The organism is Methanimicrococcus hacksteinii (genome assembly GCF_032714515.1).
Classification (GTDB): domain Archaea; phylum Halobacteriota; class Methanosarcinia; order Methanosarcinales; family Methanosarcinaceae; genus Methanimicrococcus; species Methanimicrococcus hacksteinii.
In genome coordinates, this window is sequence record NZ_JAWDKC010000021.1 from 41,507 (window position 1) to 62,331 (window position 20,825).

At 42.7% G+C, this 20,825-nt stretch carries 18 protein-coding genes and 1 pseudogene; 7 read left to right on the forward strand and 12 right to left on the reverse strand.

Translation table 11 applies throughout. The features are described from left to right. Window positions 1–397 precede the first annotated feature (397 nt). A complete protein-coding gene (gene thsA, locus MmiAt1_RS06695; protein ID WP_318786116.1) occupies window positions 398–2,047 on the forward strand; it encodes a thermosome subunit alpha in 1,650 nt (549 codons plus the stop codon). A 368-nt stretch (window positions 2,048–2,415) separates the two neighbouring features. Here the strand turns inward: thsA and MmiAt1_RS06700 are convergent, their stop codons facing one another. Together MmiAt1_RS06700 and MmiAt1_RS06705 are read right to left on the reverse strand one after the other, a co-directional pair. Next, on the reverse strand, window positions 2,416–2,685 hold the full coding sequence (locus tag MmiAt1_RS06700; protein WP_318786117.1) for an elongation factor 1-beta: 270 nt from the start codon (window positions 2,683–2,685) through the stop codon (window positions 2,416–2,418). A gap of 50 nt (window positions 2,686–2,735) precedes the next feature. Continuing rightward, window positions 2,736–2,900, reverse strand: a complete 165-nt coding sequence (locus tag MmiAt1_RS06705; protein WP_318786118.1) for a zinc finger domain-containing protein — start codon at window positions 2,898–2,900, stop codon at window positions 2,736–2,738. A 387-nt stretch (window positions 2,901–3,287) separates the two neighbouring features. Between MmiAt1_RS06705 and MmiAt1_RS06710 the strand changes: the two genes are divergently transcribed. The 4 genes from MmiAt1_RS06710 to dnaJ all read left to right on the forward strand — a co-directional run bounded on the left by MmiAt1_RS06710 (window position 3,288) and on the right by dnaJ (window position 9,093). After that, entirely contained in the window at window positions 3,288–3,728 is a 441-nt protein-coding gene (locus tag MmiAt1_RS06710) for a hypothetical protein (protein ID WP_318786119.1), read from the forward strand. Window positions 3,729–4,248: 520 nt separating this feature from the next. Beyond that, window positions 4,249–4,887, forward strand: coding sequence for a nucleotide exchange factor GrpE (locus MmiAt1_RS06715; protein WP_318786120.1), 639 nt, complete (start codon window positions 4,249–4,251; stop codon window positions 4,885–4,887). A 296-nt stretch (window positions 4,888–5,183) separates the two neighbouring features. Continuing rightward, on the forward strand, window positions 5,184–7,106 hold the full coding sequence (gene dnaK, locus MmiAt1_RS06720; RefSeq protein WP_318786121.1) for a molecular chaperone DnaK: 1,923 nt from the start codon (window positions 5,184–5,186) through the stop codon (window positions 7,104–7,106). An 820-nt stretch (window positions 7,107–7,926) separates the two neighbouring features. After that, window positions 7,927–9,093, forward strand: coding sequence for a molecular chaperone DnaJ (gene dnaJ / locus MmiAt1_RS06725; protein WP_318786122.1), 1,167 nt, complete (start codon window positions 7,927–7,929; stop codon window positions 9,091–9,093). A 180-nt stretch (window positions 9,094–9,273) separates the two neighbouring features. Here dnaJ and MmiAt1_RS06730 read toward each other — a convergent pair whose 3' ends face one another. After that, window positions 9,274–10,308, reverse strand: coding sequence for a serine/threonine-protein kinase RIO2 (locus tag MmiAt1_RS06730; protein ID WP_318786123.1), 1,035 nt, complete (start codon window positions 10,306–10,308; stop codon window positions 9,274–9,276). A 190-nt stretch (window positions 10,309–10,498) separates the two neighbouring features. On the opposite strand from MmiAt1_RS06730, the gene MmiAt1_RS06735 reads away from it, so the two are divergent. Further along, window positions 10,499–11,041 carry a ferredoxin domain-containing protein gene (locus MmiAt1_RS06735; RefSeq protein WP_318786124.1) on the forward strand — a complete coding sequence of 181 codons (543 nt, stop codon included), beginning with the start codon at window positions 10,499–10,501 and terminating at the stop codon, window positions 11,039–11,041. 155 nt (window positions 11,042–11,196) lie between these two features. On the opposite strand, the gene uppS is transcribed toward MmiAt1_RS06735, so the two are convergent. After that, window positions 11,197–12,021: a polyprenyl diphosphate synthase gene (gene uppS / locus MmiAt1_RS06740; RefSeq protein ID WP_318786125.1), complete on the reverse strand. Its 825-nt coding sequence runs from the start codon at window positions 12,019–12,021 to the stop codon at window positions 11,197–11,199. Window positions 12,022–12,526: 505 nt separating this feature from the next. On the opposite strand from uppS, the gene MmiAt1_RS06745 reads away from it, so the two are divergent. Continuing rightward, on the forward strand, window positions 12,527–12,826 hold the full coding sequence (locus MmiAt1_RS06745) for a hypothetical protein (protein WP_318786126.1): 300 nt from the start codon (window positions 12,527–12,529) through the stop codon (window positions 12,824–12,826). Window positions 12,827–13,057: 231 nt separating this feature from the next. Here the strand turns inward: MmiAt1_RS06745 and MmiAt1_RS06750 are convergent, their stop codons facing one another. From MmiAt1_RS06750 to MmiAt1_RS06785, 8 genes and pseudogenes are all read right to left on the reverse strand, one after another. After that, window positions 13,058–13,375, reverse strand: coding sequence for a DUF2551 domain-containing protein (locus MmiAt1_RS06750; RefSeq protein WP_318786127.1), 318 nt, complete (start codon window positions 13,373–13,375; stop codon window positions 13,058–13,060). Between the two features lie 360 nt (window positions 13,376–13,735). Beyond that, entirely contained in the window at window positions 13,736–14,881 is a 1,146-nt protein-coding gene (locus MmiAt1_RS06755) for a radical SAM protein (RefSeq protein ID WP_318786128.1), read from the reverse strand. 120 nt (window positions 14,882–15,001) lie between these two features. Beyond that, window positions 15,002–16,900, reverse strand: coding sequence for a beta-CASP ribonuclease aCPSF1 (locus tag MmiAt1_RS06760; protein ID WP_318786129.1), 1,899 nt, complete (start codon window positions 16,898–16,900; stop codon window positions 15,002–15,004). 440 nt (window positions 16,901–17,340) lie between these two features. Then, window positions 17,341–17,973 (reverse strand): archaeal proteasome endopeptidase complex subunit beta, encoded by a 633-nt coding sequence (psmB, locus tag MmiAt1_RS06765; RefSeq protein WP_420891292.1) that lies wholly within the window; start codon window positions 17,971–17,973, stop codon window positions 17,341–17,343. 482 nt (window positions 17,974–18,455) lie between these two features. After that, window positions 18,456–18,890 carry a hypothetical protein gene (locus tag MmiAt1_RS06770; protein WP_318786131.1) on the reverse strand — a complete coding sequence of 145 codons (435 nt, stop codon included), beginning with the start codon at window positions 18,888–18,890 and terminating at the stop codon, window positions 18,456–18,458. Window positions 18,891–19,315: 425 nt separating this feature from the next. Then, complete coding sequence (locus MmiAt1_RS06775) at window positions 19,316–19,855, reverse strand: HDIG domain-containing metalloprotein (protein WP_318786132.1); 540 nt, start codon at window positions 19,853–19,855, stop codon at window positions 19,316–19,318. Between the two features lie 116 nt (window positions 19,856–19,971). Continuing rightward, window positions 19,972–20,457 (reverse strand): transcription factor, encoded by a 486-nt coding sequence (locus MmiAt1_RS06780; RefSeq protein WP_420891293.1) that lies wholly within the window; start codon window positions 20,455–20,457, stop codon window positions 19,972–19,974. 66 nt (window positions 20,458–20,523) lie between these two features. Further along, a pseudogene (locus MmiAt1_RS06785) lies at window positions 20,524–20,637 on the reverse strand (transcription factor); the annotation flags it as partial. Window positions 20,638–20,825 lie beyond the last annotated feature (188 nt).

Consider the following 20,825-nt stretch of genomic DNA (forward strand, 5'->3'; position numbering starts at 1 on the left):
TCCGTTTATTTTAATTTTCATTTTCCGTTTATTTTAATTTCCGTTTTCTGTTTGTTTTCATTTTCATTTTCCATTTATTTTAATTTCCGTTTTCTGTTTGTTTTTCAGTTTGATTTCTTCCGTTTTCTGTTTGTTTTTCTGTTTGATTTCTTCCGTTTTGATTTCTTTCGGGTTTCTTCCTTCCGTTCTTAAAAAGACCGTCGGGTTTTTATAGAACTTTTATCAGTTATTTGTTAGATTTCTATCTGAAATTTCATCTTTTTCAAGTTATTTTTTGTTTTTAAAACATCATTGATGCATCTTGAAAATTTGTTTCCGCCCGGTTGTTTTGCCGGCGGATTTATTGTCTTAAATTCATAATATTCATCATTTAATCAAAAAATAGGAGACAAATAAAATGGCAAAAACCGGTCCGATTATTGTCTTAGACCCCGGAAAGGAAAGAACAAAAGGAAACGACGCGCTTTTTATGAACATCAATGCCGCTAAAGCAGTTGCGGGACTCGTTCAGAGCACGCTCGGCCCCAAAGGCATGGATAAGATGCTGATTAACAATCTCGGCATCGTCAGCATGACCAACGACGGCGCCAACATCTTAAAAGACATCGGCATCGAACATCCGGCCGCGAAAATGATTGTCGAAGTTGCCAGATCCGTTGAATCAACTGCCGGCGACGGTACAACCAGTTCCGTTATTTTGGCCGCCGCATTTTTGGACAAAGCAGAAAAGCTGATCAAAAAAGGCATTCATCCGTCCGCCATTGTCAAAGGATACAGAATCGCGGAACAGCAGGCGCTTGAAATCCTGGAAAAATGCGCCGTTGATGTTTCCGAAGGCGACCGCGAAGATTTCTTAAAGAAGGTTGCCATGACCGCCATTACCGGAAAAGCACCCGACGTTCACAAAGAGCATTTGGCCGACGTTTGTGTCAAAGCCGCCGAAATCGTTGAAGAAAACGGTTTCGTGGATGTCAGAACCAAAATTATCCGCGTCGTGGAACTTCAGAAGAGAGTCGAAGAAACTGAAGTCGTCGAAGGCATCGCGTTAAACACGGGCGCGCTCAGCCGCAAAGCTCCGAAAAGAATCGAAAACCCGAAAATCGCGCTTTTGGATGCGGAGATTTCGGCCAACAAAACAAAGACAGGTTCCGTTATGGTTGTCAGCTCTCCCGAAGAGCGTCAAAAACTGATCGAAAACGAACAGCAGTCCGTCATCGGAATCGCGAAAAAGATTGTTGATTCCGGCGCAAATGTTCTTTTCTCAACAAAAGCCGTCAGAGGCGTCGCTTTAGAATATCTTGAAAAGAACAATGTTTTCGTTTCCCGTCCGATGGAAGAAAAAGACATCGAAAATGTTTCTTATGCGACCGGCGCAAAAATCGTCCGCAACCCCAAAGAATTCACCGAAGAAGATTTGGGCGGTGCCGATTTGCTTGAATACGACACACACAACGGTGCCGGAAAAACATACATCCGCGGCGGCCGCAACTCTGCGGTTGCAACAATCGTTGTCCGCGGCGAAACAATCCAGCACGCCGACGGTGTCGACACGGCATTGGACGATGCGCTTTGGGTCATCAAATCCGTGATTGAAGACGGCAAGATTGTTGCCGGCGGCGGTGCCAGCGAAATGGAAGTTTCACTCGGCCTTTTTGCTTACGCCCCGAAAGCAGGCGGCTATGACCAGCGTGTGATTGCCGCTTACGCCGAAGCAATGGAAGAGCTTCCGAAAACTTTAATCCGGAACGGCGGTTTGGACGTCATTGATCTTTCATTGGCTCTCCGCGCCGAGCACACAAAGAACAAGAATGCGGGCGTTAACATTTTCACCGGAAAAATTACGGACATGCTGGCAGAAGGCGTTGTTGACACATACCGCGTTAAAGTCAACACCATTAAAGCCGCAACCGAAGCCGCCATTATGATTCTTCGCATTGACGATATGCTTCGCGCAACAACAATGACAAAGATTCCGGATGCTCCCGCATCACAATTGGCAGCTACCTACAACGGAATGGCGCCGCCCCAAATGGATGACCGCAGATAATTTCTGCGTTTATCTTTTTGTTTTTTAATTTTGTTTTCTTTTATTTCCTTCGTATTTTGTTTTCTTTTTTGTTTCCTTTCGTTTTTGATTTTTCGTTTTTGATCTTTCATTTTTTTAATGTGCCGGCAATCAGATGTCCGTTTTCTTCTTTTTTTAAACGGGTGCTGTTCGCGCGCGGCGCCGGCAGGGTGTAACCAAGCGGAAAGCATGTTGAAAAACATGCAAAAACAGAATCCAAATTAATCGAATTGAATTTAATCGAATTGAATTCCGGCAAAAAGAGAATGTATTCTGCGGATGAATTGTAAAATATAAAAAAGTGAAACCGGAAATTTCCGATTTCAGTGTTCTGTCAATTTTGAATTTGCTTAAAGTCTGTCGAGGTTTATGACACTGACGCTTTCCGCTTCGGGAATTTCGTTTAATGCGTCTTCGACAGGTTCAATGCCGCCTTCGTCGTCTTCGACGATGACTGTGACAATCAATGCTTTCAAGCCGAATGCAATGGGCTGTTCAACGATTTCGCCGTTGAGTTTTCCGCTTGCGGGCATGGCTGCTTTGATTGCTTCTTTGAGTGCTTCTAAGTCTGTGTCAGCATCTGCCGGCATAACTTTAATAGTTGCTGCAACACCGCTCATAATTTTCACCTTTGTTTTGTAATGGTTTTAATGATTTGTTCGCTGTTCAATTAGGGTCCTACAAATCCGCATTTTGTGCATTCGTAGGTGTTTGCAAGGACACGGCAGCTTTGGCATCTTCCGATTCCTTCGCCGCATTTCGGGCAGGGGAATCTGACGCTTCCGTCTTCAACGAGATTCATGCCGCATGTTGTACAATTATCGACTTTTGTCATCTTCTCTCTCCTGTTTGATTATTGATAATATTGGATTATAGAATTCATAAGATTGCATTGGCTTTAAATGCTGTTTCAATCCGAAGTCTGTTAAATCGTGTGCTTTGAAAAGAGTATCTTATGATTTAAAGTTTATTGAAGGTTGAGCGGTTTGAAGTTCCCGAAAAATGCCGGGATTAAAATCTCGTTTGCGGAAAAAGCTAAATTTTTAATAGTTTCATTCCTTTCTTTTTATTTACTCTCACTTTACTTTCTATTTGATTCCATTTAACCGGCCGCCATAACTTTCCGGTTGCTTTTTGTTTATAAATTTTATTCACGCATATTCGTACAAATTATTTCCATAAAATTAATTTCCATAAAATTATTCACACAAATCTTCAGGTGGTGTTTTTTATCGCGCCGAGAAAATATTCAGAGAAAAAGAGTCTTTCAATCATTCCGTCTTTTAAAAATAATTATCTTCGAACTTTCCTGCTGTCTTTAGCGATGTCGCTTTTTATGGTGTTTTCGCTCTACGGCCTTTACGGAATGATTGCCGAAAGAACAATTCCGATTCATGCCGCAATCGCTTTGTTGATTTTTGCGGTCCTGTTCGTCGTCGGGTATGAATTCTTCAATGCTCGTTTTGTTCGAAAAACAACCGCGCTGGTTGTCGGATTTTTGGCAGCCTTTTGTCTGACGATTTTAATTTTGGCATTGGTTGAATTTGCCATGATGGCTTTTGCCGGAACGATTACGGATATCGGCTGGGAAAAGTTCGTGGTTGCGGTTGCGTTCTGTTTAATTGTATCCGTTATCATTTTGAAATACTTCGAAAATCTCTGAACGGGATTTTCATCCGATTTTTAATTTTCATTTTTTTGTTTTTGTTCTCATTTTCATTTTTTTGTTTTTGTTCTCATTTCTATTTTTTTGTTTTTGTTCTCATTTTCATTTTTTTGTTTTTGTTCTCATTTCTATTTTTTTGTTTTTGTTTTTATTTTCATCCTTCCTTTTCAGTTTCTATTGTTTACTTTTTCTCATTTCTCTTTTCTTTTCGTTTCTGTTTTTCTTTTTTTGTTTCTTCTTCCGTTTCTGTTTTTCTTTCTCTTTCTCGTTTCTTTCTTTTCCGATCTTTTGTTTATTTCTGTTAAATTCTGTCAAATATATATCTCTAAAATTTTATAATATTGTCATTTGTTGTTGTTTTTGTTTTCGTTAATTCGAATACTAACCAAAAGTTATTGTTTCTTCTGCATTTGTTTATTTTTCATAATTTTTCATTTTATTAGAAATATTTATATACTTTTAATTCGTGTGTAAATTTGTTTAATTATCGCTCTTTAGGAATTCAGGATGACAAATAATGAACCATACAAAATACGAAAATGAAGTCTGTGCTGAAACAGATTCTGCCGAATCCTGCGATGACAGCGCTTTCATGTCGGAATGCATCCCCGAAGAGGACGGCGGAACAACTCTTGAAGATGGCGCGGCAAATGCCGGCCCCTGCGCGTCTGAAAAATCCGGCGCGCTTGCAGATGAAAACGCCGTCTTATTAAAACGGGTTGAAGATTTAACTTCTGCATATCTGACATTGGCTGCAGATTTCGAAAATTATAAAAAACGCACTCAAAAACACATGGAAGATGTCAAGAAATTCGCAAGCGAACCGCTCATGATTGACATGATTGAAGTCGCGGACAATTTTGAACGCGCCATCGTATCCGCCGAAAAGGAAACGGCCGATAAAGAATCGCTGATGGAAGGCGTGAAAAACACGTACCGCCAGTTTATGACGCTTCTTGAATCTCACGGTCTTTCAAAAATCTCTTCCGATCCCGGAACCGAGTTTGACCCGCATCTCCATGAGTCCGTTGCGCAGATTCCGACAGCCGAATTCCCGGACGAAACGATTATGGAAGTTTTCAAACCGGGATACACGCTGAATGCAAAAGTTATTCGGCCGGCAGCCGTGACGGTTTCAACCGAGCCCGACGAATGAACGGGGGCGGTTATTCACACTTATGTAATTAACAAAAACAGAATCAATCAAAAAAACTGAATCATTCAAAAAACAGAGTCATTCAAAAAACAGAGTCAAAATCAAAAAATTCAAAAAGAAATTCATTGAAAACTTATAAAAAACAACTCTATTCAAAACTCTTTGAATCTATTCAAAACTCTTTGAAATTAATTTTAAAATAAATTAAAAAAATAATTTAAAAAATAAATTAAAAAAATAATTTAAAAAATAAATTAAAAAAATAAATTTAAAAATAAAAAACAAGGTGAAAAAATATGGCAAAAATTTTAGGCATTGACTTAGGCACGACAAATTCCTGTATGGCTGTTATGGAAGGCAGCGAACCCACCGTTCTTCCCAACGCCGAAGGCGGCAGAACAACTCCGTCCGTTGTCGGCTTTTCCAAGAAGGGTGAGAAACTCGTCGGCCAAATCGCCAAAAGACAGGCTGTTTCCAACTCCAAAAACACTGTCCAGTCCATTAAAAGACATATGGGTGACGCAAACTACAAAGTCACTTTAAACGACAAAGAATACACGCCTCAGGAAATTTCCGCAATGATTCTCCAGAAGCTGAAATCCGATGCAGAAGCATACCTCGGCGAAACCATCACACAGGCTGTTATTACAGTTCCCGCTTACTTCAACGATGCTCAGAGACAGGCGACAAAAGACGCCGGAACAATCGCAGGCCTCGAAGTTTTAAGAATCATCAATGAACCGACAGCCGCAGCGTTGGCATACGGCCTTGACAAAGAAGAAGGTTCCAAAGACCAGAAAATCCTCGTCTACGACTTGGGCGGCGGCACATTCGACGTTTCCATTTTAGAAATCGGCGACGGCATCTTTGAAGTTTTGGCAACCAGCGGTGACACACGCCTCGGCGGCGACGACTTTGACGACAGAATCGTTGACTATCTTGTCACCGAATTTAAGAAATCTCACGGCGTTGACTTGTCCAAAGACTTGGCAGCTCTCCAGCGTTTGAAAGATGCGGCCGAAAAAGCCAAGATCGAACTCTCCGGCGTGACATCCACCAACATCAACTTACCGTTTATCGCACTCGGCCCCGACGGCGACCAGCTCCACCTGGACGTTGACATCACGCGCGCGCAATTCGAAAAGATGACCGAAGACCTTCTTGAGAAGACGCTTGTGTCCATGCGCCAGGCATTGGAAGACTCTAAATTGAGCATTGATCAGATCGACAAAGTGATTCTTGTCGGCGGTTCGACCAGAATGCCCGCAGTTGTTGATTTAATCGAGAAATTCACAAACAAGAAACCGTACAAAAACATCAACCCTGACGAAGCAGTCGCAGTCGGCGCAGCCATTCAGGGCGGTGTTTTGTCAGGCGACATTAAAGATATCCTTCTTTTGGATGTTATCCCGCTCACACTCGGTATCGAAACACTCGGCGGCGTTTCCACGCCTTTGATTGAGAGAAACACAACGATTCCGACAAAGAAGAGCCAGATCTTCTCAACGGCGGCCAACAACCAGACTTCTGTTGAAATTCATGTTCTTCAGGGCGAGCGCAGTGTGGCTTCCGGCAACAAGACACTCGGCAGATTCATTTTAGACGGTATTCCTCCGGCACCCCGCGGCATTCCTCAGGTTGAAGTGACGTTTGACATTGACGCAAACGGTATTCTTCACGTGGATGCCAAAGACCTCGGCACCGGCAAGAAGCAGTCCATCACGATTCAAAAACCGGGCGGCTTGTCCGATGAAGAAATCGACCGCATGGTCAAAGACGCTGAACTCCACGCCGAAGAAGACAAGCAGAAGAAAGAAGAAATCGAAATCCGCAACAATGCCGACTCTCTCTTAAACGCAGCCGAAAAAGCCGTTTCTCAGGCACCCGAAGACATCGGTGTCACGGAAGAGCAGAAGAAAGCAGCTGAAACGGCAATGGAAGAACTCAAGACTGCTCTTGAAGGAACGGACATTGAAGCCATCAAAGCCAAATCCGAAGCCTTGGAAACAGCTGTTTATCCGATCTCCGAAGCGCTTTACAGAAAAGCATCCGAAGCCGCCCAGGCAGCAAACGCAGAAGGCGGACCCGAATACGAAGCGCCGGACGCCGCAGACGCCGACTACACGGCAGCCGAAGACGTCGTTGACGCGGAATATTCCGAAGATTACAACAGCGCCGATGACTACGAAGAATCGGCCGAATCTGAAAAGAAAGAATAAGTTTGAAAAACCGTTTGAAACATTTGAAAACAGTTTGAAAACAGTTTGAAAACTTTGGGTTTGAACTCTTTGAACTTGAAAATCTTGAGTTTGAAAATTCTGAGTTTGAACTCTGAAATTTAAAGAAGGCAGAGAAGGCATTTCTCTTCCTTTTTTTGCCGGCTTGTTCATAGCCGGCTTTCATGTTTATTCGGCAAACAGCTTGACAGTCTCAAATCGTTCGATCTCTATTCGTACCCGATACAATACGAACCCCAACAATACAACCCACGCAACCCAAAACCACCCTGTAAAACAAAACCTGTCGGATGATTTGGCGGCGCGGCTGTTTCTCTGCCGGATAATAAATTCAAAACCAACCCAAAAACACAATAAAAACGATTAAAAACGATTTCATAAACCAACAAAACTGCAAAAACGAAGAAACCAAAACCCTCAAAACGAAACAAAATATCAAAAACGAAATGTAACCTTTCTCTAAAGGAAAATGGTGAAAAGTGTCCGCGGCAATGCCGACGGATACTTTTCATCGGTCGATTTGACGGGATTTTACATTTTGTATTTTTGGAAAAATCCTGTCGGAATGCTTCCGCATTCAATTATGTATAAATTATTTCAGGTATTTCAATATTTCATATCGGAACTTATTCATTTAATTCAAATATTCCAAATTTCCAACATTCCAACGTTCCATATCTCCAATTACGTTGCCAATTATATTAATTTCATATTCCAATTATCATTTGTTTCAATCAATTATTCAATCAATTATTCTTATCAATTTATTTTATTTATCATTCTCAGTCCGGAAAGTGTTTTTATGACCGAAAAAAGAGATTATTATGAAATCCTCGGCGTTTCAAAGGAAGCGACCGACGATGAAATCAAAAAGAGTTACCGCAAGCTTGCGATGAAATATCATCCCGATAAAAACAGTTCGCCTGAAGCTGAAGATAAATTCAAGGAAATTTCCGAAGCTTACGCGGTTTTGTCCGACACTGAAAAACGTTCTTCTTATGACAGATTCGGCCATGCCGGGTTTGACAGCCGCTATTCGCAGGAAGATATTTTCAGAGGCGCGGATTTCAGTGATTTCGGCGACATTTTCGGTGATATTTTCGGAAATATTTTCGGCGGCGGCTTTGGCGGCACACGCAGCCGCGGACCGCAGCGCGGCGCCGACCTTCAATACGAACTTCGGCTGACGCTTCAGGAAGCTTACAAAGGAAAAACGGTTGACATTGAAGTTCCGAAAGTCATTATGTGCGACAAATGTTCGGGAACGGGCGCAAAACAAGGCACGATGGCCAAGACCTGTCCCGAATGCCGCGGCAGCGGAACTGTGTCGCGGACGATTCAAACGCCTTTCGGCAACATGATTTCTCAGTCCACTTGCTCAACCTGTCACGGCAGCGGCAAAATGATTGAAACGCCGTGTCCGAAGTGCTCGGGAAAAGGAAAGGTGCGCTCGACAAAGAAAATGTCGGTCACAATTCCGGCCGGCGCCCCGAACGGCATGCGCCTGCGTTTCGCGGGAGAAGGCAATGTCGGCGATCCGGGCGCTCCCGCGGGAGATTTGTACGTTGTCGTCCGTGTCGCGCCTGACAGTTACTTCGTTCGCGAAGGCGACGATGTTTACATCAATGTCGATTTGAACTTTATTCAGGCCGCGCTCGGAACGGAAATTACCGTTAAGACGCTCGGCGGCGATGTCACGATGACCGTTCCCGAAGGCACGCAAAGCGGCAGTACCTTCCGTTTGAAAGGCAAAGGTTTCCCGCGCGTGAACAGCAGTTCTTCGGGCGACCAGTACGTAACAGTCAATTTGATTACGCCCGACAAACTTTCTTCAGAACAGCGCCAATTGCTTGAAGAATTTGCCAAATCTTCCGGCTTTGAAGCAACAACAAAAGCCGGCGCAAAAAAGAAAGATAAAAAAGAGAAAGGCGGCTTTTTCAAGAAAATATTTGATGACGGTTCAAAATGAAACCGAATTCAAAATAAAACTTGAATTCAAATGAAATTCGAATTCAAATGAAATCTGATTCAAATGAAATCGGACTGCAGATTTTAATTCTGCAGTCCGTTGATGTTTTTATATTTTCAGCTTTTTTTCTTTTCAATCTGATTTTTTCAATCTGCTTCTTTTCAGTCCGTCCGATTCTTTTCAGTCCTGAACCGTGAAGTCATCGAAATCTTCGGCGAATTCTCCTTCTTCAAAATCATCGCTTGTCATCATTTCGGCTTCCGTCACATCGTCGGCGGTCACAAGGTCTTCAATGCCGGGCTCGTTTGTGATGTCGTCTTCAAAGGTTGTGTTTTCCAAAATGTTTTTGAGAATTTCATCGGCATCGCGGACAATCATGTATTTTTTAGCGAAATGGTTGAGCACGTTTTCAATGTCGCGGCGCAGGAGTTCTTCGGCGTGGGGATGATCTTTTGTGATATACTGGGGCCAGTCGATGATTTGAACGCCGTCTTCGGAGACAAAAATGTTGTACTCGCTGAGGTCGTTGTGAATAATTCCTTTGGAATAAATCAGCCGGATTTGTTTGAGAATTTCATCCAAATACCATTCGGGATCCAAAACTTTTGTTTTTGAAAGTTCGCTGCCTTTGGCGACTTCCATCACAATCGTGTGGCGGTTCTGATCAATCGGCTTGGGGATGGAAATGTCCGGATAAAGGTTTTTCATGATCGTGAATTCGCGTTTTGCGGCCAGCCTTGCGGCATAAATCCATGAAAAATGTTCTTTGCCAACCAAATGTTCGCGTGTCCGTTTGACCTGCTTAAAGCTGGTGCGGCCTTCGCGGTGAAGTTTGAGAATCAAAACTTCGGGCTCGGCGATTTCAATCTCCGGTTCTTTGAGCACTTCGATGACAACGGATTCTTTGCCGACACCGATTTCACTGCCGACGGCGGCAATCGTTTTGCGCTGAACATATGTGTGAAGCGCAAGCGCGTCGTACGCTTCAAAATAAATCTTATAGCCGATGTACGGATCAATTGTGCTGACCACCATCTTTTTGCGGCGCAGGCGCTCTAAATGAAAAGCCAGTTTTTCGGCGGGCAGGCCGACATATTTCTGAAGTTCGGGAACGGGAACCCACTCAAAATTTTTCATTTCGATTTCAATTCCTGTTAAAATCCGGAAATCCCGCGGGGTCAATTCTTTGAATACTTTTAATGTGTCATCAAGCATGAACGAGTATAAGATCTTTGATATTTAGAAACTTTCTGTTTGCTTTTGTTTGCTTTTGTTTGTTTTTGTTTGCTTTTGTTTGCTTTTGTTTGTTTTTGTTTGCTTTTGTTTGTTTTTGTTTATCTTGACATACGAGGTCCGGTCAAAAAATCCCGAAAAGCTCATATGAAAACGAACCGTTTTCAAATTCATGAGAGTTAACTGCGAAAAAGACGCCGTCAATCAGATGGCGCTTGAAATTCTCGCCGCGGCCCGCACCGCGCCGAAAGCAAAAGGGTTTGACAATATTGTGACTTATCTGTTAGAGGGAGATGAAGTCGAAAAACTCGCCGCCGAAATGGAAAAATTCGCCGAGAAGCTCGGGGCATTTTTTATCCGCGATGCCGATAATCTTCGGAATTCCGATGCCGTTGTTCTTGTCGGTTTGAAAGAATCACGTCCGATCGGTCTCAATTGCGGCACCTGCGGTTTTGAGACGTGCGCCGATTTCAAAAATGCCGAAAAAACGAAAGAAACGCCGTTTGCGGGACCGATTTGTTCCGTCAAATCCGTTGATCTGGGAATTGCGCTCGGCTCGGCGGCGGCGAAAGCCAAAGACATGTGCCTTGACAACAGAATTATGTATTCCGCCGGCGCTGCCGCCTGCAAATCCGGAATGATTGACGCCGAATGCGCGTATGCCGTTCCGCTTTCAATGTCGGGAAAAAGCATTTATTTTGACCGCCAGAAATAAACGAAATCTAAACAAAGAATTCAAACGAAATAAATTTAAAAAAAGATTCAAGAATACGATATTCAGAATTTAAAAAATTGATTTGTCTGTTTTTGAATTCTGTTTTGAATTCTGTTTTGAAGTCCATTTTTAAATTCTGTTTTCAATTATTTTTTTCATTCGTTTTTTGCCAAAAACGCGTCAACTTTTTTCATTCTTTTTTCATCATTCAGTCGGCGCTCTTCCGCCGTTTTCTGATAGATTCTGAGTGTATAAAACAAGTCTTTGAATGTGAATTCCGGCCAATATTTGTTGTAATAACAGACAATGGCGTTGTTGCCGTTGGCCTGCCACGGAAGGAAATTTGACGTTCGGTGCTCATCACCGGTTCGAATGAGAAAATCAACGCTCGGGACGATTTCATCGGAAAACGGGAACAAATATTTTGAAATTTCGTCATCGGACAAAAATTCTTCAGTCGGCCTGTTCGGGTTTTTGGCGGCGTCTGCGGCAATCTTTTGAAATGCCTGCGTTATGTCGCTGCGGCCGCCGTAAGCGAGGGCGACGTTCAGATACATCTTATCATTATCCGCCGTTTTTTCTTCCAAATCCCGGAAGGCTTTAAGCGTTTTTTCCGGCAGGTTTTCGGTTTCTCCGATCATTCGGATTTTGATTTTTTTCTTTAAAATTTTCTCGTCGGCCGAAATTTTATGAAGCATCTTTTCAAGCAAATCAAAAATGCTTTCCACTTCCGCGGGGTCCCGTTTGAAATTTTCCGTCGAAAAAGCGTAAATCGTGATGTGTTTTATTTTTGCCAAATACGTCCAATGAAGAATGTTTTCAACGGCGGAAACGCCGCAAGTGTGCCCCCAGGATGTTTCCTTACCTTTCCTTTGAGCGTATCTGCGGTTGCCGTCCATGATAAAAGCAATGTGCTCGGGAACATTTTCAACAGAGCGGAGAAACGTTCTCGGATTTTTCTTGGCGTTCATTCGAGACATGGCGGAAACACGGGATTTGTTTTTGGTTTTGGTTTTGGCTTTAATTTTAATTTTAATTTTGGTTTTGATTTTGATTTTGGTTTTGTTTTTAATTTTGATACAAATAATAAAACAAACTATAAAACACGATTCAATTTAAAATTGCTTTGCAGTTTTTGTCAAACATTGATTTGAATCTGATGATAAACAAAAAACGAAACATCATTTTTTAAACTTTTCAAACCCGAACCCCCTCTCCCGTAAAATAAAGAAATAAAAACGGGGTTCGGTTTTCTTTAACTTTTGAATAAAACGATGTTTCAATTTGTAATTAAATGAAACGAAAACCCTGCAAACCGCCCCTCCAATCCGAGTTTTGTGAGCGAAGCGAGCAAAATGAGGATTGGAGATTCGTCCCAATGATCTCAATTAAAACGAAAAACCGTTTTTTATAGTGCTGCCGCTTCTGTTTGCTGCCGCTTCTGTTTGCTGCCGTTTCTGCTTACAATACAGGTTGCATTTCCATATGTATCATCTCATTTTTATCACATCCGCTCGCTACGCGAGCGTGGACACAGCTACCTTTAGGTTTCCGTTTGCTGCTGCTACCTTACCGTTGCCGTTTGGCACAGATTACCTTACCGTTGCCGTTTGGTGCTGCTACCTTACTGTTTCCGTTTGGCACAGATTACCTGACCGATTTCGTAAATACAGTTGCCGACTTGCCGGCCTGTTTGCTGCCGCCGCCGTTTGCTGCCGCTCCCGCCGCGCGCGAACGGCACGATTTTTGAAACTCATCCAAAAACGTCCCCTGTTTTTTGAATGAATCTCTTCATTCATATATTGAAAAATAAAAACAAGAACAAAAGTAAAAACAAAAACAAAAACAAGAACAAATAAACCAAAGCAAAACAATCAAAGCAGAAATCAAAAATTGAATTTAAATTTAGATTTAAATTAGAATTAAAATTAAAAATAAAGACAAAGAATGCCAAACCGGCATTCTTTTTTTACTTTTGACGAAATACGAATAAAATAAAACAATAACGTGCCGAAATTATTGAGCGGCATGGGTGAGAATTGCTTCGACAACAGGTTTGTAGTCATCTTTTAACGAATAGATGTTATGATCGCCTGTCACATTGATGCTTAAAATGCCGAGTCTGGTATTCATTAAGCCGACCATGGCAGAAACGCCCCTGTAACTGACGTCGCAGCATTCTTGTTCCAAATGCTTGTAAACATCCCCGGTCGTAAATTTGTCACCCGTAATAAACAAGTTTAAAACAATTTTTCGTATTCCGTTTTCATCTCTTGAAAGATATTTTTCTAATCTTTCTCTTACTCTGTCTTCTGATGATTGCAGCCCTGACACCCCTCATTCCCTTAATTTTTTTGGGTTGGCAGCGGACCAAATCCGCGCCTTATTGCACAACATTTCTGCGGTTATTTGTCATCGATTTATTTTTGAAATCAATTATTTTGAAATCAATTAAATCAATTTTAAAAGCCGTTTTGAAACCGCATTTTTGCAGATTTTATCACTTCTTCTCTTTGTAATTATAACTCCCTATAATAATTCAAAGAGATTTTTATAACTGCTTGTGCAATCCGTTTTTATGCTCTTGACCCGCAATTCTTGTTTTTCGTTTTAAAAACGATACAATCGGCGGACTTAAGCAATTCCTAATAATAGGTTAATCCTTTATAAATTTTTACGCGCAAGGTTTATATATTAGAATATACGCTCGCTGCCGACCACGAAGCCGTTTTCAAACGGATACTGTTCAATCAGCCACACCTGAATTTTTCCAAGACCCGATAAATCTTCTTCCGCCAAAATCGCCGCCAATTCCTCGGCAATCCCGCAGGCCGTCTCAATCGAATCCCGGTCCGCTTTAATCTCATAAGCCTCTTTCGGAAGATCGAATTCCTCCAAAAAAGAAACAAACGATTCCATGTCGGACACCTTGATCCGCCCGAAAGCCACCGTTCCGTCTTCCGTGATCTCATCAAAAGCGCGCGCATACAATTGCGCCGTTCGAAGAAGCCGCAGCCGCAGCTGAACCGCATCTTTGTACCGGGAAGAGCAGAAATTCAGTTTTGCAGAATCCTTTTTTGAACAATCAGCCGGAGAATCAGAACATACGTCCGAACAGCCGGCGTTTTCTTCCAAACGAATTCCCGCCGCTTCAAAAGCCTTTTTCGCAATCTCGGCCGATCCCAAAACCGTGTTGGATTCGTCATCAATCAGCGTATAACCGCGCTTCTTTAATTCTTCGGCATTCGTGTCTGAAAATTCCAATTCGTTCAAATTCAAAAAACAGCCTGATTTTTGCGCGAATTCCGCGACTTTTTCAGCGCCCGCGATTGCCGGAATTTCAAAACCGGCGCAAACACCGTATTTTTCGGCCGCCGCCAATGATTTTTCATAATCCGACTCCGCCAAAGAATCCCAAACCTCAGTCGGCGGATGAAAACGAATCTCATCCAAGCCCGCGCCCGCCAGTTCTTTTAAATCTTCGTCACTCGGCGCCGTTGACGTATAAAGATGAATATGATGATTTCTTCCGAATTCATTTTTCAGCAAACGAATGTAATGAACCGTTTTTTCAAGTTCAAGAAGCGGTTCGCCGCCCGTAATTCCCGTCCCTTCCGCATTCATCGACCGCGCTTCGTCAATCACATCGCTGTCCGAATAAACAGCCCGCTCATTTGCAAAAATCACATCTTTGTCTTTACGCTCGGCCGACAGCGGACAAAAAAAACAGTCCCTGTGACAAATTCCCGTCACAAATAAAACCATCTTGGCGCCTTTTTGGCAGCAAAGACAGCCGTCCGTTAGAAAAGTATTGTAAGATCCGCTTTCATCCGCCTGCATTATAATCACCGAATAAGAAATATTGAAAAAGAAATATTGAAAAAGAAAGAATTGAAAAAGAAAGAATTGAAACTTTGAGACGTGATTTCTCAAAATTTCATTTTAATCGATTCGACGTTTTTACAAAATCCTGAACGTTTCCAAATTCACAAGCGGCTTGCAGTCAATTCTGTTCTTCTTGCGCAGAGATTCGGCAAGCTCGATACAGGATTTCTCATCGCCGTGAACCGTGAAAATGCGCTCGGGCTTGGGCTGCATCTTTCGGATGTATTCATGAAGCTGTCTGACATCCGAGTGACCGGAAAAACCGTCAATCGTCTCAACGCTCATGTTAACTTTGACCGTGTTGTTGTTGCCCACGGCAATCTCGGACCAGCCTTTTTGGAGACGGCGGCCGATGGTTCCGTCAGCCTGATAACCGACGAAAACAAGCGTGTTGCGTTCGTCCGGCGCCAGCTTGTAGAAGTAGCTCATCACGGGACCGCCCGTCATCATACCGGATGTTGCGATAATCACACAGGGGTGCGGCTCTTCCAGAATCTTTTCACGCATGTCTTTGGAATCCACCTGTCTGAATGATTCCGACAGGAACGGATTCTGGCCTTTTTGGAAAATCTGTTTTTTCAGCTCGCTGTTCAAATATTCAGGGTGCGTTGCGTGAATGGCTGTTGCCTCCCAAATCATACCGTCCAAATAAACAGGGACGTCCGGGATGAAACCTTTGCGGATGGCTTCTTCTAACACAATCATCACTTCCTGACTTCTGCCGACGGCAAATGCCGGAATCAGAACAGCGCCGCCGCGTTTCACAGTGTCGCGGATAATTTTCTGCAGATTCTTTTCGGCATCTTTGAGCGGCGTCTGATAGCCGTTGTTGTTGCCGTATGTCGCTTCCGTCACGACTGTTTCAACACGCGGGAAACGATTCACAGCCGGGTCAAAGAGGCGCGTTCTTTCGTATTTGTAGTCGCCCGTAAAGACAATGTTGTGAAGACCGTCGCCGATGTGGAAGTGCGCGATTGCGGATCCGATGATGTGGCCGGCGTTGTGGAACGTCAGCTTCATGTCAGGCGCGATGTCCGTCACTTCTTCATAGTCGAGCGGAATCATGTGCAGTAATTCTTTTTGAATCGTTGCGGAATCGTAAGGCACTTTTTTGCCTTCTTTAGAAGCGATATCGACATAGTCGAGCTGGAGCAGGACAGTCATGTCGCGTGTCGGCGGCGTGCAGTACACGGGGCCGTCGTAGCCGTATTTGTAGAGCAGCGGAATCAGGCCCTGGTGGTCCATGTGTGCGTGCGTTAAAACAACGGCATCGAGTTCGTTGAAGTGGTTGACTTCGGGAACATAAAGGTAAGGCGTTTTGTCTTCCGAGCCGAGGTTGACGCCGCAGTCAATCATAATTTTGGATTCGGGCGTTGAGAGCAAATAACAGCTTCTGCCGACTTCCAAACTGCCGCCGAGACCGGTGACGCGAATCCATTGGTCCGTGTTTGTGCATTCGCGGTGGATTTTGCGGCCGACATCGCGCAGGATTTCTTTTCTTTCTTTGAGATTGTTTCTCATAAAGTCGCGGACATTTTTGACCGTCTTGGATTTAATCGGCGGTGTCCGGACAACTTTAGGAATCCAGCCGATTTCTTTGGTAATTTCACGAAGTGTGTCTCCGTGTTTTCCGATAACAAGTCCCGGCTTTTCGGCTTCGATAATCACTTCGCCGGAGTCGGGATCAAAATAACAATTTGAAATAACGGAATCGGCGGGAACAATCTGGTGAATCACTTCAACAGACCGTTCGGGTTCTGCCAAGACTTTCGGGTCGGGACGCACCGCGATTCTGATGCGGAGCGCTTTTGCCAAATTCCGGATAATATTTCCGTCGTCTGCGAATTTTTTCGGTTCTTCTGTGTAAAGTACTAACTGCGGTCCTTCAAAATTGACACCCGAAATCGTAACGCCGTCGGGCAAATTTTTCTCGATTTTATTTCGAAGGTCTGCTAAAACGTCATCTATTGCCATTATTCTCGTCCTTTTTTTAAAATGAATGTAAATGAATATGATACTCTGAACTGATACTCTGAACTGATATTCTGAACTGATATTCTGAACTGATATTCTGAAATGATTGAATTTTTTGAGTTTGTTGAAATTCTCTGAAAAATGATTTTGTGACGTTTCAAAAAGCGGATTGAAAACAGCGGCCGATTCATATTCGGCGCTTTGGCTTTTGATAAACTCAAAAAATCAATATTTCATGGCACGTCGGCGCCATTAAATTTGATGATTTATAATGAAATTATAAATTGAAATTATAAATTGAAATCAGAAAATTGAAGCTAAATGAATATTAAATAAATGAATAAATTAAGTGAAATTAAATGAATAAATTAAGTGAATAAATTAAAGAATAATAAATAATCAAAAATGTGAAAATGTAAAAAATAAAATGAAATACAGAATCAGTTTAATGTTTTTCTGTATTCATTGATTTCTTCTTCTTCCATTCGGGTGAATTTCCCGTCTTTGATCTTTGCAACGCTGATCGCATCGCCGGATGCGGAATCTCTTTTCATTGCGTTGTGAAGCGCGCGGATTGCAAGCTGTGCGCCTTGGTCGACCGTCATGTCTTCCGTATAGAGGTCTTCCAAAACACCGTAAGCAATCGGAGATCCGGAGCCTGTTGAAACGGCTTTTGATTCTTCGATGATGCCGCCGGCAGCGTCCAGTGAATAGAGCGCCGGGCCGTTTTTGTCAACGCCGCCGATGAGCAGCTGAACGGCAAACGGATAGTATCTGTTGGAGTTAAGCGTGTTTGAAAGCATGGTCGCCAAACCTTTGATGGTGACCGGTTCCTTTCTTCTCATCTCGTAAAGTTTAGACTCAACGGTCATGGCGCGGACAATCTGCTGTGCGTCGCCGACAGATCCGGCAATCGTAAGACCGATTGTGTCGCTGATCTGATAAACTTTTTTGGCTTCGCGGCTGGCGATAAAGTGCCCCATCGTTGCGCGCCTTTCACTGGCAAGAACGATTCCGTCCGAGCAAATCACACCGACTGTCGTTGTTCCTTTGAGTATTTCTTGTTCCATGATTATTTACCTTTTTTTTGTTTTTCTGTAAATATTGTGTAATAATTTGTTTAAATTATTAAATTATTAATTTATTAATTTTATTATTTTTGTAAATTCTATAAATGAATTTTATAAATTTAATTTTTAATATCGCAATTAATATCCATCGTTGTTGAAATACTAAAATATTAAATGCAAAAGTCGCTCTGAAAAATCGTTCGTTTCCTTCCCTCTCTGAAATGGGATCATTTTTAAAATTTAAAATTTAAAATTTTAAATTTAAGTTTAAATTTAACTTTTTCAAATAAATTTTAAAAACATAAAATGAAAAGGCCCGTCAGGCTTCTGCAGCCGAACACACAGTCAGCCGCTTTAAATTTTCAGAAACAACAGCCGACCTCAAAAAAGCTCTCTGAATCGGCTATAAATATTAATTTAAAACATAATCGTTTTGGATGTATATAAAGATTCCTTATTTGAAATCCCTCCTTTTTTAATTTATTTCAAGAAACGAGGTTCGTTTTTTCGATTATTTTCTGAAATTGGAGCGGGTCGCGCGCGAACGGCGGCGGCAAACAGGCCGGCAAATCGGCAACTGTATTGAAATAAGACAGCAGCAAACGGAAACGACGGCAGCAGCACAACGGAACCGGTAAGGTAGCAGCGGCAAACGGAAACGGTAAGGTAGCAGTGCAAACGGAAACGGTAAGGTAGCAGCGGCAACAGAAACGGTAAGGTAGCAGTGCAAACGGAAACGGTAAGGTAGCAGCGCAAACGGAAACTGTAAGGTAGCAATGCAAACGGAAACGGTAAGGTAATCTGTGCCCACGTTCGCGTAGCGAACGGATGTGATAAGAATGAGATGATACATATGGCAGCACAATGCCAAGTGGCAGAACGGTAGTCAAGCTGCAGTTGGCATTGGCAGACAGCAGCATTGGCAGACGGCAGCATTAACAAGCAGTAACATTGGCAAGCAACGCCATTAACAAGCAGTAACATTGGCAGACAGCAGCATTAACAAGCAGCAGCATTAACAAGCAGCACCAATCAATTGACAAAAGACGGTTTTAATTTTAATTGAGATCATTGGGACGAATCTCCAATCCTCATTTTGCTCGCTGCGCTCACAAAATTCGGATTGGAGGTGGTTGTTTCGGTTTTTCTATAATATTTTACAAATCGAAACATGTTTTTCTTTAAAAGTTAAATAAAAACGAACCCCGTTTTTTCATTCTTTATTTTCGGGAAGAGGGGGTTCGGGTTTGAAAAGTTAAAAAAATGATGTTTCCGGTTTTGTTTCTGTTCCGGTCCTGTTTCTGTTCCGGTTTTGTTTCTGTTCCGGTTTTGTTTCTGTTCCGGTTTATGCTTTCTTCGTTTTCTTTTCCGGTCCGTATTTGTCCGGCTCCACTTCATAAGCCAAATTCTGAATTCTTTCCTTCAATTCATCGTCGGCGCCGTTTTCATCCAATATTTTTTCCCGCTTCTCAAGCGTGATGATTTTGGTTCCTTTCACCATGTTGTCGGCATGGGCAACGATTTTTTCTTCCAAAGTCCTCGGAATGTAATCATCATCGGGGAATCCAAAATATTTTGCTTCTTCGGGCGTTATACCTGCACCGATGTGTTTTTTGATAATTTCCAACACCTGTTTCGGGATATTATGCTTTTTTGCAAGCTTCGCGCCGACAAGACCGTGGTTCATGCCGTGCGTTTCCGCGCGTCCCAAATCATGAAGCAAAGCGCCGATCTCGACAAGATCGACATCCACATCTTTTCCCGCTTCAATATTTTTTTTCGCGATTTCAACCGCGACATCCGCAACAGTCATACAATGCTGAATGACTTTTTCATCACATCCTTCCTCTCTGAGAATCTGAATCGCTTCCCCTCTTGAAATCATGACGCGTTCCCAACACGAATCCCGTGTTTTTTCATTTTTTAAAAATTGATGCCGTCCGCGCGCGGCGGGCAGATATTAAATTAAACGTTAATTCTAAGATAAAAAATCAAGAAGCCTCAGACGGCTTCTTCAAACTCTTCGATTCTTTGGTCCAAGAGCTCTTTAAACGGTTCATTGTCCTGGAAAACCAAATCTTCGCCGCAAAGCGGGCAGAGGAATTCCGTTTCCGTCGCTTCGTCAAAGACAAGCCGCAGACAGTTCTGCGGGCAAACGTAGAATATGTTATTGTCTTCGTATTCCTTGCGCTTGACCAGGTTTCTGTACAGCTTCTTCTTCTCACGCTCAATCTGGTGATAAATGCCGTCCATATTAATCATCCAGCGGAATGTCAGCCAGCCGCTGTTGGCATCTCTCTCACGGTGGCAGATCGTGAATTTGTTCTCATAAAGAATGAACAAAATTTTACGGACCGTGTTTAACGTAATTTCTTTTTCATCCGCGGCATTTTCCTTTGCCGCCGCGGCTTCCTTCTCGGCGTCTTTTAAGTCTTTTTCGAGCTTCTTCGTCTCTTCGCCCTTTTCTTTGGCCGCCTTAATCTCAATATTTAATTTTTTGACTCTGTCGTCTGCCGCCTTTGAAACCGTTCGAAGCGGATTGAGCGTGTTGCAAATCTCTTCGTCCGTCACTTCGCCTTCCGGCATGTCGCGAATCAATTTAATGCCGTCCTCGCCGATGAGGCGAAGCAGATAACCGTGAATCAGGGGATCGTCTAAATTAATCAAATCGTTAACCTCGTTTCTGATTTATAAATCCTCGCGGATTTCGTTTTCCGCGTTCGTTTTTGTTAAAATCGTATCTCATGAAATAAGAATAATCAAATGAACATGGATCAAATGACCATGGATCAAATTGACCATGGATTAAATGATATCATGAATCAAACGAACATGAAATCAAATGACCATGGATC

Coding starts and splice junctions, on each gene's coding strand:
- thsA (WP_318786116.1), top strand. CDS start 398: ATGGCAAAAACCGGTCCGATTATTGTCTTAGACCCCGGAAAGGAAAGA.
- MmiAt1_RS06700 (WP_318786117.1), bottom strand. CDS start 2,685: ATGAGCGGTGTTGCAGCAACTATTAAAGTTATGCCGGCAGATGCTGAC.
- MmiAt1_RS06705 (WP_318786118.1), bottom strand. CDS start 2,900: ATGACAAAAGTCGATAATTGTACAACATGCGGCATGAATCTCGTTGAA.
- MmiAt1_RS06715 (WP_318786120.1), top strand. CDS start 4,249: ATGAACCATACAAAATACGAAAATGAAGTCTGTGCTGAAACAGATTCT.
- dnaK (WP_318786121.1), top strand. CDS start 5,184: ATGGCAAAAATTTTAGGCATTGACTTAGGCACGACAAATTCCTGTATG.
- dnaJ (WP_318786122.1), top strand. CDS start 7,927: ATGACCGAAAAAAGAGATTATTATGAAATCCTCGGCGTTTCAAAGGAA.
- MmiAt1_RS06730 (WP_318786123.1), bottom strand. CDS start 10,308: ATGCTTGATGACACATTAAAAGTATTCAAAGAATTGACCCCGCGGGAT.
- MmiAt1_RS06735 (WP_318786124.1), top strand. CDS start 10,499: ATGAGAGTTAACTGCGAAAAAGACGCCGTCAATCAGATGGCGCTTGAA.
- uppS (WP_318786125.1), bottom strand. CDS start 12,021: ATGTCTCGAATGAACGCCAAGAAAAATCCGAGAACGTTTCTCCGCTCT.
- MmiAt1_RS06745 (WP_318786126.1), top strand. CDS start 12,527: ATGTATCATCTCATTTTTATCACATCCGCTCGCTACGCGAGCGTGGAC.
- MmiAt1_RS06755 (WP_318786128.1), bottom strand. CDS start 14,881: ATGCAGGCGGATGAAAGCGGATCTTACAATACTTTTCTAACGGACGGC.
- MmiAt1_RS06760 (WP_318786129.1), bottom strand. CDS start 16,900: ATGGCAATAGATGACGTTTTAGCAGACCTTCGAAATAAAATCGAGAAA.
- MmiAt1_RS06770 (WP_318786131.1), bottom strand. CDS start 18,890: ATGCTGCTGTCTGCCAATGCCAACTGCAGCTTGACTACCGTTCTGCCA.
- MmiAt1_RS06775 (WP_318786132.1), bottom strand. CDS start 19,855: ATGATTTCAAGAGGGGAAGCGATTCAGATTCTCAGAGAGGAAGGATGT.